Below are 15,172 nucleotides of genomic sequence, written 5' to 3'. Positions count from 1 at the left end.
AAGCTCCCTCAGATTCGCTCGACTTGCATGTATTAGGCACGCCGCCAGCGTTCGTCCTGAGCCAGGATCAAACTCTCCAATAAAGTGTTTGATTAGCTCATTTGCACCTATGGTGCTTTGTTGCTGATAAATCAGCTTTTTTAGAATTACGCTTGACGTTTTACGTTCGTTCAGTTTTCAAAGAACAATCTCGTTCGCTTTAGAAGCGACTTTCCAATAATAACATATCTATTATTATGGAGTCAATACTTTTTTAAATCATCCGTCGCGTTAGCTGTTTTTCATACAGTTATTAGCGACGGTTATTAATATATCATCATTTTTTTCCTGGGTCAACCACTTTTTGCTTTTTTAATATAATTTATTACAAACTGTAATATCGGTGTTTAATCCCTTTTCCTTTTGTTTCTTCACTAATCACTTTAATAAACCCTTTATCAATTAAGTATTCTAGTAGAATCACCAAATCCACTGAGTAGTGTCTCAGTTCTTTATGCTGGATGATTTCTTGAATTGTCCAAACTGATTGTTCTGCTAAAACTTCAAGTAAATGGCCAACTCCAGCCTTTGTTCGTGAATGAATTAAAAATTCACTAGCTAAAAATAATAGCTCTAACCTTTTCTCAAGCGGCTCATGACTTTGTACTAACTCTTCATAAAGTTTCATTATTTCTGGTTCCATATGGCGAATTTGATTCCACAATGTTACTTCTGGATGGAAACCATTTTCTATAATTGAAAGCCTTGCTAAATGATGCAAAGAATGAACAACATTATTATAAGCATCGAAATAATTCTGATTTTCAAACAAAGTTTTCCCATCTGTATATCTTCTTATCAGCTTAGCAAACTCTAGTCCCATTTTGAGCTTTCTGTCCTTGAAAGGGAATTCGTTTAATTTATCACGCAAGTTTCCTATATATTCATTGCGATCAAATAAAACCTTCCCACTATAAAGCCAGTCAAAAATCTTCCTATTACTCCCCATAAGTATCCATTGATCCAATTGTTGCTTCGTTATTATTTGCATTGAGGCTTTCTTATCTTCAAATGTGTAATGCTTCACAAAAATAGGCGTATCCGCATTTTCTACGATAATTAATAGTATTGCATCAAACGTATCTCTATTTGAAATTGTCTTTTCATTTCCCTCTACAATTAACACACCTAGTGTATTTAGTTGACTAGCTCTTTCTTGATAAATAGGACGGAGTATATCTTCCATCATAACGCCCCCATAATTTCGTATTAATATATATTAGTTCGACAATTCATCTAAATTTCCTTTGATAAACACCAACAAATAGTGACAATTTTTTTATTTTTTCTTACAATGATATGATATAGTTAGTGTTTAGGAGGGAACAAAATGGCAAAAAAATATTCGAGTAAAATAAATAAAATAAGAACCTTCGCTTTAAGCTTAATATTTGTTGGATTTATTGTCATGTACATAGGTATCTTTTTCAGAACTTCACCATTAATTATGTCTTTATGTATGCTGCTTGGTGTATTATTCATTATTGCTAGTACGGTTATTTACTTGTGGATTGGCATCCTTTCAACTAAAGCAATACAAGTTGTTTGCCCAAATTGTAACAAGCCAACCAAAATATTAGGACGGGTTGATATGTGCATGCATTGTCGTGAACCACTAACGCTCGATCGCTCACTAGAAGGAAAAGATTTTGACGAAAAATATAATCGAAAAGATACTTCATTAAAACAGTAGATTTTCACACGCCAAAAAGGATGTAAATCTTAAAACAAACAATATGTTTACTCATTTGTATAGAAAACTAAACAAAAAAATACAGAGAAAAAGCTGGCAGCAGTACGCTGACAGCTTTAGACATTTTTTAATGCATTTCTTTTTTCTTTGAACACTCTGGACATTCCCCATAAACTTCCATTCTATGGTGACTTACTTTAAAGCCAGTCACATGTGCTGCTAATTGTTCAACTTCATCCAAACCAGGATAATGAAAATCAACAATTTTACCACAACCTTCACAAATGACGTGATAATGTTGTGTTGTTACAAAATCAAATCTGCTGGATGAATCTCCATAGGTTAGTTCTTTTACTAACCCAACCTCACGAAATACTCTTAAATTATTGTAAACTGTAGCCACACTCATATTTGGGAACGTTCCCTCTAATGCTTTGTATATGTCATCAGCTGTTGGGTGCGTCATTGAGTTTATTAAATATTCAAGTATCGCATGACGCTGTGGAGTAATGCGAACCCCTGTATCTTTTAACGTATCCAATGCTTCTTTAAGATGTGTTTGCGCCACCGTCATGCACCTCTCTTCTATTCATTCTTAAATTATAATCTTTATAAATAGTTTACTAATAATTATTGAAAGTTGTCAATAACCGCGTTTCAAGAAGTATGTTTTTCTTATTTTATCATATAGACTAAACTCATCTAATATTCCATCTTTAATAAACTTAACTTTGTTAATACCTTTGTATTTCTCATCCCACAAATCAACAGATCTAACCTGTCATCATAAAAAATTCCGGACTCATTTTAAAAGTCCGGAAAATATATTTGAGGAGGTATGCCCTAGTTTAATCATATTCAAACTAGCTTTACTTGCGTGGACAAAAGCCTTAAATTTTTTAAAATGGGCAAGTTATTATCATGTTATTTAAAAGCCTAACCTTTTCTATCCTGTAAGAAATGCAATGCATCCTCTACATGTCCTTTTACTTTCACTTTTCGCCACTCTTTTATTAGTCTGCCTTCCTCGTCAATCACAAACGTAGAGCGTTCAATCCCCATATATTCTTTACCAAAATTCTTTTTCAACTTCCAAACTCCGTAGCTTTCTGCAACTTCATGATTTTCATCTGCAAGCAAAAGAAATGGTAACCCATGTTTCTCAATAAATTTCTCATGACGTTTAATTGGGTCAGGACTGACACCAATAATGACCGTATTCACATCAGAAAAGTCATTATGCTTATCGCGGAAATCACATGCCTCAGTCGTACAACCAGGTGTCATATCCTTAGGATAAAAATATAATACGACATTTCTCCCGCGAAAATCTTCTAGATTAACAACTTCTCCATTACTTGCTTCTAATGTAAATGCGGGTGCTTTTTCTCCAAGTTCTATACTCATAAATCGCTCACTCCTTAACCACGTTTTTCTTAGACTATAAAAAACAAGAGTGAAATACAAGTAAACACCCTTCTTCTCATTGATCATTCTTATTATCAATATTAAAAACAACTCTTGCGACAAATGCTGTTGGAATGACATAACCTATCAACGCTTCAACCATCGCAACCATACGGCCTAAACCCACAGGGATAACATCTCCATAACCCAATGAAAAAAGAGTAACAGCACTAAAATAAAAACCTGATGCAAGACGATCTAAGAAATTAATACCTCCATAGCTTGTTTCATCTATTAGCACAACATGCCCATTTAAATCGAGAATAATATATATTAACCCAAAAGCAATTAAAATCGTAGCATATAGACAAATTAAATAAAAAAAGTTATCTAATGACACCCATCTTCCCTTCGTTCTTTTAGGGGTTAAGAGGCTTTGCATACTCATAAAAATACATAATGTAACAGTAAAAATAACGAAAAAAAATAGCAAGACTAACCTCACCTCTCTCGTGACGGTATTACCATTATACGTTCAACCTTTTGAGAGTATGACAAGTTGTCTTACTGACTATAGATATGAAAATATTTTGCTTTTAACATATCAATAGCTTACATGTTAAAATATAAAGGGAGATTATATTACTTAAGGAGGAATATTGATGCATTTTATCAATTCCGAACGACTACATAAAGAAGCTGTTGAACACATTGTCGGGGGCGTAAACAGCCCTTCTCGTTCTTATAAAGCGGTTGGTGGAGGATCACCTGTTGCAATGGAGAGAGGCCAAGGTGCTTACTTCTTTGATGTAGATGGGAATCAATATATTGATTATTTAGCAGCCTATGGACCCATTATTACAGGACATGCTCACCCTCATATAACGAAAGCCATTAAAGAAGCTGCCGAAAGAGGAGTACTATTTGGCACACCTACTCCGTATGAAGTAGACTTCGCTAAATTGCTAAAAGAGGCGATGCCTAATTTAGAAAAAGTAAGATTTGTGAATTCCGGTACGGAAGCTGTGATGACAACCATAAGGGTTGCAAGAGCGTATACAGGAAAAGATAAAATAATTAAATTTGCCGGCTGTTATCACGGACATTCAGATCTAGTACTAGTTGCAGCTGGTTCTGGTCCGTCAACCCTTGGTACACCTGATTCTGCCGGGGTACCTCAATCGATTGCAAAAGAAGTAATCACCGTTCCTTTTAATGACATTGATTCATTTAAACAAGCTATGGATAAATGGGGACATGAGATTGCAGGAGTTTTAGTAGAACCGATTGTAGGGAACTTCGGTATTGTCGAGCCCTTACCAGGGTTCTTGGAAGAGGTAAATGAGATAAGTCATGCACATGGTTCACTCGTTATATATGATGAAGTTATTACTGCTTTTCGTTTTCACTATGGAGGTGCACAGGATTTATTAGGTGTGCAGCCAGACCTCACAGCATTAGGAAAAATCATTGGCGGCGGCTTACCCATTGGTGCCTACGGTGGAAAAAAAGAGATTATGGAGAGTGTTGCTCCACTAGGTCCCGCCTATCAAGCAGGAACAATGGCAGGAAACCCTGCATCAATCTTAGCTGGAATTGCTTGCTTAGAAGTATTAAAACAACCTGGGGTATATGAATACTTAGATAGATTAGGTGAAAAGCTTGAAGATAGCATCATGAATGCGGCCAAGCAGTTCAATATTCCCATATCAATTAATCGATTAAAAGGGGCATTAACTGTTTATTTTACTGATGAAAAAGTAATCAACTATGAACAAGCAGAAAATACGGACGGTGAGATGTTTGCTAAGTTCTTCAAGCTTATGTTAAATAGAGGCATCAACCTAGCACCTTCCAAATATGAAGCATGGTTCCTTACAATTGCTCATACAGAAGAAGATATTGACGCTACCATTCAAGCAGTCCATGATACTTTCGAAGAATTAGCCAACCAATAAATAAAATATTCATTTTTTATACACAAAAAGAGAGCCTACTAGCTCTCTTTTTCTCTTGATACATACTATGAAAACGTTTACAAATATAGATTCCGCTATACATTTTTATACATTCTCAACCTTTTCCATATCCATAAAAATGTATAAATAATTGATTTCTGAAAATTCATGTGATATGATAATGAAAATATTCTGTATAATCCCTTCGTTACCGAAACACTTTAATGCGTTACCCAGTTAAATAACATTTCAATTAACTTCGCTAGAAATCTTAACAATCTAGCAACCTCAAAAACATTACTAAACTAGGAGGTGAACGGCTTAAGGCATTGCCTCAAAAAGCCGAATACTATGACTCAACAATGGACCCCTTCCCAATTCAAAAATTTTAATAATCAAGAACACGATGCATGTGGGATTGTTTCTTCATTAGAAAAAGAAAAGATTCCAACACGTGAAAATATTTTCAGTTGTATAGATGCATTAGTAACAATGAACCACCGTGCAGGATTTATTAATGGAGAAGGAGATGGCGTCGGGATTCATATCGATATCCCCCGTACACTCTGGAAAGAAAAACTTAAAAATGCTCAAATCGATTCAACAGTTGTTGACACACCCAATTTTGTCGTCGGTCATCTCTTTTTCACTCGTAATGAACAAAGTGAAACCTTCAAAACAGAAGTACGCCAACTTCTTGATGATAAAGGGTTTTCTTTAATTTTCGAATCAGATGAAGTGACAGATTCTTCTGCACTTGGCCCAATAGCGATTCAAGAGAACCCTGTTTTTTGGCAAATTGCATGTATGGTTGATAAAAATGAAACAGATCTGAATCAAGCGATATTAGAAGTTATTGTAGAAGCAGAAAAAAATGAATTTATTCACGTAGCATCCCTTAGTCAGTTTCATGCTGTATATAAAGTAATGGGAGCTGGCGATATTTTACCTAAATACTACCATGACCTAGCAAACCCATTGGTAGCTTCGACTATGACTCTTGGCCATAATCGTTATTCGACTAATACACTCTCAAGCTTTTTTCGTGTGCAACCATTTGCCGTCTTAGGGCATAATGGTGAAATTAATACGATTGCAAAATTACGCGACGAAGCTAGAATGATTAATGTACCACTCGTTAGAGGAGGTAGTGATTCCCAAGATTTAAGCAGAACCATTGAAACACTCATTTGTAGAGATGGCTATTCATTATTTGAAGCGATGGACGTACTCTTCCCTCCAATCATTAACGAAATCAAGTCATACCCTCCGCATTTGCAAGATTTATATACTTATATAAGGGAAGCATGGGGACATTTCGCTCAAGGGCCTGCTGGAATTATCTCAAGATTCGGAGACGAAGCAGTATATAGTGTAGACTCCCTTGGATTAAGACCCCTTTGGATGTTAGAGACTGAAAGTTCTTATTTATTCTCATCTGAACCAGGGATTATTTCATCGAGTGAATATGTAAATGAACCAAAGCCCTTATCTCCTGGTGAAAAAGTTGGCTTCAAATGGAACGGTAATAAACTAGAAAAATATGAACATGAAAACTATCAGGAAGAAACATTTAATCGCTTCTCTTCTCGTGTAAATGTTAAAGATTATAAAAATCGTTTAAGTGCGCCAGTTTTGAATAAAGTAACTACAATGGCTTTCCCTACAAAAATTCATAATGGTCAATATAAAGCGTTTGGTTGGGAAAGAGACCATGTGAACTTAGTAGAACAAATGGCAGAAAAAGGCGCGGAACCTATCCGTTCACTTGGCCATGATGCTCCATTAGCTGCTTTAAATGGTGAGAGAACAAATATCGCTGATTTTATTAAAGAAAGTGTCGCAGTTGTTACGAACCCTGCCATCGATAGAGATAGAGAAACAGAACATTTCTCTACTAGAACAATTATCGGTAAAAGACCGTCGCTCTTTAATAATGAAGAATCAATAGATGTACTTGAATTACAAACACCATTATTAATAGAAGGAAAATTAGGATACGAGTGTGTTAAGGAAATCAATCAGCCTAGCTATGATCAAGTAACTGAATATTATCAAGCACAAAAGAAAATTGCCTATCTTTCTATCACTTTTTCAAAAGATGAAACGATTAAAGAGGCAATTTCACGCTTATCAAAAGAAGCGATTGAATCAGTTAAAGCTGGTAAAACACTTATTGTCTTGAATGATGCTAGTGCTCATCAAGAAGATTCCTACTGGATGGATCCACACTTAGTCGTATCTGCCATTGATCAAGCATTAGTAAAAGAAACAATAAGAAGAGACTGTTCTTTACTTTTACGTTCCGCTTCTATCAGGTCATTACATGATATTATTACAGCTTACGGTTTAGGTGCAGATTTAATTAGCCCATATTATATGTTTGTAACTGTTGCTAACGAAGAAATAACTCCTCTTGTTAACTTATATTCAGCTTTAACAAAAGGGTTGGAAAAGGTAATCTCTACAATCGGTATTCATGAACTAAGAGGATATGGTCGCTTATTCTCAACTATTGGCTTAAACGAAGAAATCGCTGAATATTTAAATATCATCAATTTCTTTGGTTCAGGTGAGCTTAAATACAATTTTGGTCACATGAAAGAAGATGCTTTATTAAGAGCTGAAGACTTTATTAACGAGAAAAACAGAATCGGGAAAACCTTCCATCTATTCCCAAGAATTTGGAAAGCAATTGGTGAAGTTGCATCCACAGGTGAATATGATGCTTACCGTGAAAAGATAAGCGAACAAGAAGCTCAGAACCCAACAACCATCCGTCACCTAACTGATTTTAAACAATCAGAAACCAAAATTTCACCAGAGGATGTTAATATTTCTGTTGGAGATCATAACTTACCATTCGTTATTTCTTCTATGTCATTTGGTTCTCAAAATGAAATTGCTTTTAGAGCCTATGCAGAAGGTGCAGAAAGACTAAATATGATTAGTTTAAATGGCGAAGGCGGAGAAATAAAAGATATGCTCGGGAAATACCCTCGTACAAGAGGTCAGCAAGTTGCCTCAGGACGATTTGGAGTAAACGCTGAGCTTCTTAACTCTTCTAACCTCCTTGAGATTAAAATCGGCCAAGGAGCAAAACCAGGTGAAGGTGGACATCTACCAGGCTCTAAAGTAACAGCTAAAATAGCTGAAGCTAGAAATGCAACAATTGGATCTGATTTAATTTCACCTTCAAATAATCATGATATTTATTCTATTGAAGATTTAGCACAAATGATTCATGAATTAAAAACAGCGAACGATAAGGCGAAAGTGTCAGTTAAAGTTCCTGTTGTGCCTAATATTGGAACAATTGCTGTAGGGATCGCTAAAGCTGGTGCGGATATTATCACTTTAAGTGGGTTTGATGGCGGTACAGGTGCAGCTAGAATCCACGCGCTCCAACATGTTGGATTACCAGTTGAAATTGGTGTTAAAGCGGCACACAACGCCTTACTAGAAGCTGGATTAAGAGATTATGTTGAGCTATGGGCAGACGGCGGCTTAAAAAGTGTTAGTGATGTTTTAAAAGTGATGTTACTTGGTGCAAATAGAGTCGGGTTTGGTACTTTATCAATGTTAGCCATTGGTTGTACAACTTGCCGTGGGTGTCATCTAGATACTTGTCATGTTGGAATTGCTACGCAAATTGATTCAGAGGCACAAGCAAAAGAACATGGGTTAAGAAGATTCGTTCCTCGTCAATTTGAATCTGCTGTCCAAGGTTTAGTTAACTTATTTTCTGCTTTCGGTAAAGAACTGCAAGCACTTGCGGGTAGCATCGGTATTCGCAATTTACAAGATGCCATTGGACGTACAGATTTACTTGAACAAATAAAAGGAAAAGAACAATTGAATTTAGACTACTTACTTCGTACATTAGAGATTTCACAGCTCACCAATAATGAACAACCTAAAGAAGTGAGTGAGGCACAATTACAAGTAGCTGTTGGTGCTGAATATCTAGACAAGAGTGTAGAAGAATTACACCAATCGCGTACCTTCTCTAATGTTACTTCAGAGCAAAGGGTGCTTGGTAGTCGTGTATCTTGTCACCGTGTAAGAGGACGCTTAGATGGATCATATAAAACCCTTCCTCCAGTTGACCTCAAATATAATGATGGGTCTATCCCTGGTAACGGATTAGGAGCCTATAACAGTTTCGGCATAAACATCGAAGTAGCAGGCGGTGCACAAGATGGTATTGGTAAAACTTCCTTCGGTGGTCAAATCTTAATTTTTAAATCGAAAGGTAAGAATGGACAGTATTATAATGGATCTGTTGGAAAAGGTTTTGGCTATGGTGCACAAGTGGGACTTCTCGTTGCCCAAGGAAACGCTGATGCAAGAGCTGGTATTCGTCTATCTGGAGCTGATATGATTATCGGTGGACAACTAACAAGTGCAATTCCAGAGAAGGAATTTGGGAAAATCGGTACAAATGCGAATATTAAGGGATTTGCGTTTGAATATATGACAAACGGTCGCGGCCTTGTATTAGGTGATCCGGGCCCATGGATTTGTGCAGGGATGACAGGTGGCGTCGTCTACTTAAGACATCAACCTGAAATGGGATTAACAAAAGCGGCAATTGAAAGAAGAATAGCTAAAGGTGCAAAAGTAAACGTAACCGAGCTTGACCAAAATGGACTAGATGATGTAAAAGAACTATTAGAAAAATATATCAATCTATTGATGGATCAAAACCAAGAAGAAGAAGCAATTGGTTTAAAAGCTCTTTTATCAGATTTAAGTAGTCACTTTTTGCAAGTTGTTCCAGTTAAAGAACAAGCCGATCCTTCTGTTTCAACTGAGTGATATAACATACATTTCTTTTGCTAAGAAATACTAATTTGATTTTGTTTTTCTGCTAAACTTGAGACACGAGGAATTCTAATGATGAATTTCTCGTGTTTCTTTATGAATTTATGTGACTCATTTCACTGGGAGTGCGGAAACAGATTCGGGCTTCAACATTATCGGTTATCCGTTTGTCTTTAAATGCCAATCTGAAGTTAATTGATATTTCGCCTCATTTCTAGCTAATTATTCTCTCTTGCTGGATTTTGATGCGATTCTCTGCTAGTCCAAACAAAATTCTCCCTCTTGCTTGCCTTTTGATGTATTTCTATTTTTTCATTTAGAATTAATCAACTTTAATTTTTTATTAATTTTAACGACTTTTCATATTTGTCTATTGAACTTATACTAATATCCATGTATAGTACATAATTGTTTAATAAAGAAAAAAAACGTATAAAGTAAGAGTGGGTGTTTATCATGACAGCCATACTAATGATTGAGCAGAAAGGATTATTTAAATATGAAGCTTGGCGCCCGCATTCTGAAAACGGGGATCGCAATCATACTATCTTTATTTTTAGCAGAACTTTTTCAACTCCCATCTCCTGTTTTTGCAGGGATTGCAGCTATTTTTGCACTGCAACCAACGATTTATCGTTCTTATTTATCTGTACTTGAACAAATTCAAGGAAATATAATCGGAGCAGTAATCGCGGTATTATTTGTACTATTATTTGGTCATGAAATTCTCATTATCGGTTTAGCAGCAATAGTGGTTATTACGATTAATTTAAAATTAAAACTTGATAACACTATTGGTTTATCACTCGTTACAATGGTAGCGATTATGGTCACACCAGGAGATACCTTTACTGAGTTTGCCATTCTTAGGTTCTCGACAGTTATCCTCGGGATATTTTCTGCATTTATTGTTAATCTGGTGTTTATTCCACCGAAATATGAGAAGAAGTTATATGTAAAGATTTCTAATCTAACCGAAGAAATTACAAAGTGGATTCGCTTAAATATAAGGCATGCCTCTGAACATCATTTATTAAAGAATGATATACGGACCATGCAAGAAGGATTAACAAAGATTGATACGCTTTTTTCTTTATATAAAGAAGAACGTAATTACTTTAAAAAGAAGAACCATTCCAAACCGAGAAAATTAGTCATTTACCGGCAAATGAATGCCGCGAATAAAAAAGCTCTAGATACTTTAACAAAGATGCATCGCTTTGAGAATGATTTAGCAGAAATGCCGGAAGATTTTCAACACCTTATCCAGCAACAATTGGATATTATTACTCATTATCATGAACATGCGGTATTAAAATTTATTGGGAAAGTTCGACCGGAAGTCGTTTTTGAAGAAGGCGATATTACTTTAAGCAGAAAGGAACTTTTCACGCTCTTTTTAGAACAACAACATCTCATTTCAGATGATGGGCAGGTAGAATTAGCTCATACTATGCATATTGTATCTGCAATGATGGATTATAATGAACAAGTGGAACGATTGAATTGCCTTATTAGTAGCTTTCAAAAGTTCCATAAAGAAGACTCTTCTTTAACATTAGATGAAGCCGTTGACGAACAATAATCAATAAGAGGCTACCGGATATAAAATCTCCGATAGCCTCTTTTCCTCTAAATTTTTCTAATTCTTCATCCTCGGATCTAAGGCATCTCTTAATCCATCCCCCATTAAGTTAAAGCCGAGAACTGTTAACATAATGGCTATGCCAGGGAATATCATTGTCCACGGTGCTTGGATAAGTAACACTCTTGCATCTGAAAGCATTTTACCCCATTCCGGATTCGGTGCCTCTGCTCCTAAACCTAAGAACCCTAGAGCTGCTGCTTCAATAATAGCCGTACCAATTGCCAGAGTTCCTTGAACGATAATAGGTGCCATACTATTGGGAAGTACATGCCTAAATAGAATTCGATTATTTTTCATCCCAACTGCCTTCGCGGCTACAATATACTCCTCTTGTTTAACACTTAAAACTTTTGAACGAATTAACCTCCCAAAATTAGGAATATTAATAACAGCTATCGCAATTAATGCATTCTGCAGTGATGGTCCTAAGACGGCTACAATAGCAATTGCCAAAAGAATACTTGGGAAAGCAAGCATTATATCAAAAATCCTTGAGATAATCGTATCGATCCATCTCCCGTAATACCCCGCAATAATCCCTAATAAAGAACCCACAACAGCCGAACCCATTACCGCTAAAAAACCAACCCATAACGATATTCTCGCCCCAAAAATCACTCGCGAAAAAATATCTCTCCCAAAATCATCAGTTCCAAACCAATGTTCCGCTGATGGGGCTTGAAGCCTATTTGCCATATTCTGCTCATTAATGCCCTGTGGCGCAATGAATGGTGCAAAAATGGCTAACAGTATAAAAAATACAACAATCCCTGTACCGACTAAGGCAATTTTGTTTTTCATGAAGCTTTGTAACGCCTCCACCCAAGGCGATTGTACTTTATCTTCATTATTTTTTGGCTGAATAGGTGGTTTATTATTTACTGACACTTCCACGTCTATTCCTCCCTTAACGATAATTAATTCGCGGATCGATTGCAGCGTACAATAAGTCTATGAATAAATTAATCATGACAAATATAAATGCAATCACTAATATTCCAGATTGAATGACAGGATAATCTCTCGCACTAATCGCATCGTAAATATATCTGCCCATACCCGGCCAACTAAATATCGTTTCGGTAAGAATCGCACCACCTAACAATAATCCTGTTTGCAAACCTATCACAGTAAGAACAGGAATCACTGCGTTTTTTAATGAATGCTTGTACACAACCCAAAACATTCTTATTCCTTTAGCTCTTGCTGTTCTAATATAGTCAGATTTCATTACCTCTAACATTGAAGATCTCGTTATTCTAGCAATGATGGCCATTGGAATTGTAGCTAAAGCAAACGCTGGCAATATTAAATGACGTAACACATCAACAAATTGATCAAACCTACCTTGAATCAATGTATCTATTAAATATATATTTGTTATAGATGTAACAGGGTTCCTTACCTCTTCCCTTCCAGATGTCGGTAACCAATCAAGCTGAATAGAGAAGAACCATTGTTCCATCAAACCTAACCAAAAAATAGGTATAGAAACACCGATCAGTGCTAAAATCATCGCTATGTAATCAAACCAAGAATGCTGAAACCATGCACTTATGATACCAGCATTAACCCCTATAAAAATGGCAATTAACATTGCGCAAAAGGATAACTCTAAAGTTGCTGCTAAGTATGGCCAAATTTCCTGATTTATCGCTGTATTGGTTTTGATTGATTCTCCCAAATCACCAGTCAATAAATCTCCCAAATATGTAAAGTACTGAATATACCACGGTTGATCTAACCCGAGCTGTTGCGTTAAGGCCTCTATCGCCTCTTCCGTAGCTAATTGCCCTAATATGATTTGAGCTGGATCACCGGGAATTGCACGAATCATTAGAAAAACAATCAGTGATAAACCTAATAGAACGGGTATTAATGCAATTAACCGCCTAACTGTGTAAGTAAACATCTTCTCACCTCTATTACTACATTATTATCAGATGAATAGAAAAGGGAGTGTGCCACTCCCTTTTTCTATCTCTATTGATTTATTGACTGACCTCCACATGTGAAAGCAAATCAGACCCTGTCGGATGTGGTAGGAAATTCTTAATATTAGATTTCCCAGCTAAAATAGGACGTGAATGTACAAGCGGAATCCATGGTGCATCTTCTTTTATAATTACTTGTGCTTGTTTGTATAACTCATCTCTTTTCGCTTGATCAGTAGTTGCTTGCGCTTCTAATAATAAATCATGTACTTCACTGTTTTTGTAGTAAGTGTAGTTATTTGAACCGATGGCATCTTCATCTAATAATACATACAAGAAGTTATCTGCATCACCATTATCACCTGTCCATCCAAGTAAGAATGAATCAGCTTCTCCATTATTAGCTTTTTCTAAATATGTTCCCCATTCATATGAAACAATCTTAGCTTTAACGCCAATTTCAGCAAAATCAGCTTGTAGGGCTTCAGCTATTTTTTGGCCGTCCGGCATATATGGTCTTGGAACTGGCATTGCCCATAATTCCATCTCAAATCCGTCTTCATATCCAGCTTCCTTAAGTAATTCTTTTGCTTTTTCTGGATCGTATGGATAGTCTTCAATTTCATCATTATAACCAGAGATTACCGGTGGCATTGGATTTACAGCTGGGTCCGCTGCGCCAGCATAGAATGCATCGATGATTTCTTCTTTATTCACCGCATGGTTAAGTGCTTGACGGACTAACTTTTCCTGTAAAGGACCTCTCGTATTCGTTAATCCAACATAAGCAACATTCATTGTCGGTCTCTCAAATGTTTGTAGGTCTGGATTATCTTCAATTTGTTGGACGTCGCTGAAATTCACACCATCAATTAAATCAACTTCTCCTGAAGCTAAAGCGTTTAGTCTTGCAGAGTTCTCAGGAATAGATCTGAAAATGACTGAGTCTAATTTTGGTAAACCTTCATCCCAATACTCTTCATTTTTTACGATTGTGATTCTGTCATTTCTTTTCCATTCTTGAAATTTAAATGGACCCGTTCCAACTGGGTTTTCAAGGAATTTATCACCATGCTCTACAATGGCTGTTGGACTGGCGATACCAAATGGTGACATCGCTAAGTTTTTATAGAACGGTGCAATTGCTGTATTTAACTTGACTTCAACCGTATAATCATCAACTGCTGTTACACTATCAACCTTATCTCCAAATTGAGAATTGTAATAATAGAATTGTTCTTTATTCCCTGCCATCCAACGTTCGAAGTTGAATACGACAGCTTCCGCATTAAAATCTGTTCCATCATGGAACTTAACTCCTTCACGTAGTTTAAGTGTCTGAGTCAACCCATCTTCACTTGTTTCCCAATCTGTTGCTAGACCAGGATGAAGCTCCGTATCTTGCTCACCAAATTCAACAAGCGTTTCAAAAATATTTTTCGTTACTTTAAAAGCTTCACCTTCAGTTGTAATTGCTGGGTCAAGAGAAGTTGAATCTCCTCCTCGACCAAAGACAAGTGTTCCTCCAGTGCTCCCTTCATCTGCTTCTCCGCCTTCATCTCCATTATCACCTGACGTAGAACTATTACATCCAGCAAAAATAAGGGTACTAACCATTAATACAATAAGTAGCCAAAAACTTTTCTTTTTCTTCATTCTTCATTCT

The 15,172-nt window shown here is 36.3% G+C and carries 11 protein-coding genes and 1 rRNA gene; 4 read left to right on the top strand and 8 right to left on the bottom strand.

Annotated features, from left to right (window positions below):
* A 16S ribosomal RNA gene (locus U9M49_RS15220) occupies positions 1-83 on the bottom strand; the annotation flags it as partial.
* Positions 84-364: 281 nt separating this feature from the next.
* On the bottom strand, positions 365-1,225 hold the full coding sequence (locus tag U9M49_RS15215) for a nucleotidyltransferase-like protein (RefSeq protein ID WP_251163047.1): 861 nt from the start codon (positions 1,223-1,225) through the stop codon (positions 365-367).
* Positions 1,226-1,369: 144 nt separating this feature from the next.
* On the opposite strand from U9M49_RS15215, the gene U9M49_RS15210 reads away from it, so the two are divergent.
* Entirely contained in the window at positions 1,370-1,732 is a 363-nt protein-coding gene (locus U9M49_RS15210) for a YgzB family protein (protein WP_095369990.1), read from the top strand.
* 127 nt (positions 1,733-1,859) lie between these two features.
* Here the strand turns inward: U9M49_RS15210 and perR are convergent, their stop codons facing one another.
* The 3 genes from perR to U9M49_RS15195 form a co-directional block, all read right to left on the bottom strand.
* Positions 1,860-2,300 carry a peroxide-responsive transcriptional repressor PerR gene (gene perR / locus U9M49_RS15205; protein ID WP_180317040.1) on the bottom strand — a complete coding sequence of 147 codons (441 nt, stop codon included), beginning with the start codon at positions 2,298-2,300 and terminating at the stop codon, positions 1,860-1,862.
* A gap of 368 nt (positions 2,301-2,668) precedes the next feature.
* Positions 2,669-3,139 (bottom strand): thioredoxin-dependent thiol peroxidase, encoded by a 471-nt coding sequence (bcp, locus tag U9M49_RS15200; protein WP_095369992.1) that lies wholly within the window; start codon positions 3,137-3,139, stop codon positions 2,669-2,671.
* Positions 3,140-3,215: 76 nt separating this feature from the next.
* Positions 3,216-3,632: an ion channel gene (locus U9M49_RS15195; protein ID WP_224935704.1), complete on the bottom strand. Its 417-nt coding sequence runs from the start codon at positions 3,630-3,632 to the stop codon at positions 3,216-3,218.
* Positions 3,633-3,801: 169 nt separating this feature from the next.
* Here U9M49_RS15195 and U9M49_RS15190 point away from each other — a divergent pair, with 169 nt between their 5' ends.
* The 3 genes from U9M49_RS15190 to U9M49_RS15180 all read left to right on the top strand — a co-directional run bounded on the left by U9M49_RS15190 (position 3,802) and on the right by U9M49_RS15180 (position 11,509).
* Positions 3,802-5,097 (top strand): glutamate-1-semialdehyde 2,1-aminomutase, encoded by a 1,296-nt coding sequence (locus U9M49_RS15190; protein ID WP_322910070.1) that lies wholly within the window; start codon positions 3,802-3,804, stop codon positions 5,095-5,097.
* A 351-nt stretch (positions 5,098-5,448) separates the two neighbouring features.
* Entirely contained in the window at positions 5,449-9,918 is a 4,470-nt protein-coding gene (locus tag U9M49_RS15185; RefSeq protein ID WP_095369994.1) for a glutamate synthase-related protein, read from the top strand.
* A 505-nt stretch (positions 9,919-10,423) separates the two neighbouring features.
* The gene (locus U9M49_RS15180; RefSeq protein ID WP_307317977.1) at positions 10,424-11,509 is read left to right on the top strand and encodes an FUSC family protein; all 1,086 of its coding nucleotides are present in this window, start codon (positions 10,424-10,426) and stop codon (positions 11,507-11,509) included.
* Positions 11,510-11,566: 57 nt separating this feature from the next.
* Here the strand turns inward: U9M49_RS15180 and nikC are convergent, their stop codons facing one another.
* From nikC to U9M49_RS15165, 3 genes are all read right to left on the bottom strand, one after another.
* The gene (nikC, locus tag U9M49_RS15175; RefSeq protein ID WP_233435343.1) at positions 11,567-12,460 is read right to left on the bottom strand and encodes a nickel transporter permease; all 894 of its coding nucleotides are present in this window, start codon (positions 12,458-12,460) and stop codon (positions 11,567-11,569) included.
* Positions 12,461-12,479: 19 nt separating this feature from the next.
* Complete coding sequence (locus U9M49_RS15170) at positions 12,480-13,484, bottom strand: ABC transporter permease (protein ID WP_095369997.1); 1,005 nt, start codon at positions 13,482-13,484, stop codon at positions 12,480-12,482.
* A 79-nt stretch (positions 13,485-13,563) separates the two neighbouring features.
* Positions 13,564-15,162: an ABC transporter substrate-binding protein gene (locus U9M49_RS15165; RefSeq protein WP_322910069.1), complete on the bottom strand. Its 1,599-nt coding sequence runs from the start codon at positions 15,160-15,162 to the stop codon at positions 13,564-13,566.
* Between the last annotated feature and the right edge of the window lie 10 nt (positions 15,163-15,172).

Origin of the sequence: Cytobacillus sp. OWB-43 (assembly GCF_034651445.1) — a bacterium.
GTDB classification, from domain to species: domain Bacteria; phylum Bacillota; class Bacilli; order Bacillales; family Cytobacillaceae; genus Cytobacillus; species Cytobacillus kochii.
This window is presented reverse-complemented; position numbering and strand designations above follow the sequence as displayed.

What these genes read in the sequence shown, in the direction of transcription:
- U9M49_RS15215 (WP_251163047.1), bottom strand. Translation starts at nt 1,225, where the DNA reads ATGGAAGATATACTCCGTCCTATTTATCAAGAAAGAGCTAGTCAACTA.
- U9M49_RS15210 (WP_095369990.1), top strand. Translation starts at nt 1,370, where the DNA reads ATGGCAAAAAAATATTCGAGTAAAATAAATAAAATAAGAACCTTCGCT.
- bcp (WP_095369992.1), bottom strand. Translation starts at nt 3,139, where the DNA reads ATGAGTATAGAACTTGGAGAAAAAGCACCCGCATTTACATTAGAAGCA.
- U9M49_RS15190 (WP_322910070.1), top strand. Translation starts at nt 3,802, where the DNA reads ATGCATTTTATCAATTCCGAACGACTACATAAAGAAGCTGTTGAACAC.
- U9M49_RS15185 (WP_095369994.1), top strand. Translation starts at nt 5,449, where the DNA reads ATGACTCAACAATGGACCCCTTCCCAATTCAAAAATTTTAATAATCAA.
- U9M49_RS15180 (WP_307317977.1), top strand. Translation starts at nt 10,424, where the DNA reads ATGAAGCTTGGCGCCCGCATTCTGAAAACGGGGATCGCAATCATACTA.
- U9M49_RS15170 (WP_095369997.1), bottom strand. Translation starts at nt 13,484, where the DNA reads ATGTTTACTTACACAGTTAGGCGGTTAATTGCATTAATACCCGTTCTA.
- U9M49_RS15165 (WP_322910069.1), bottom strand. Translation starts at nt 15,162, where the DNA reads ATGAAGAAAAAGAAAAGTTTTTGGCTACTTATTGTATTAATGGTTAGT.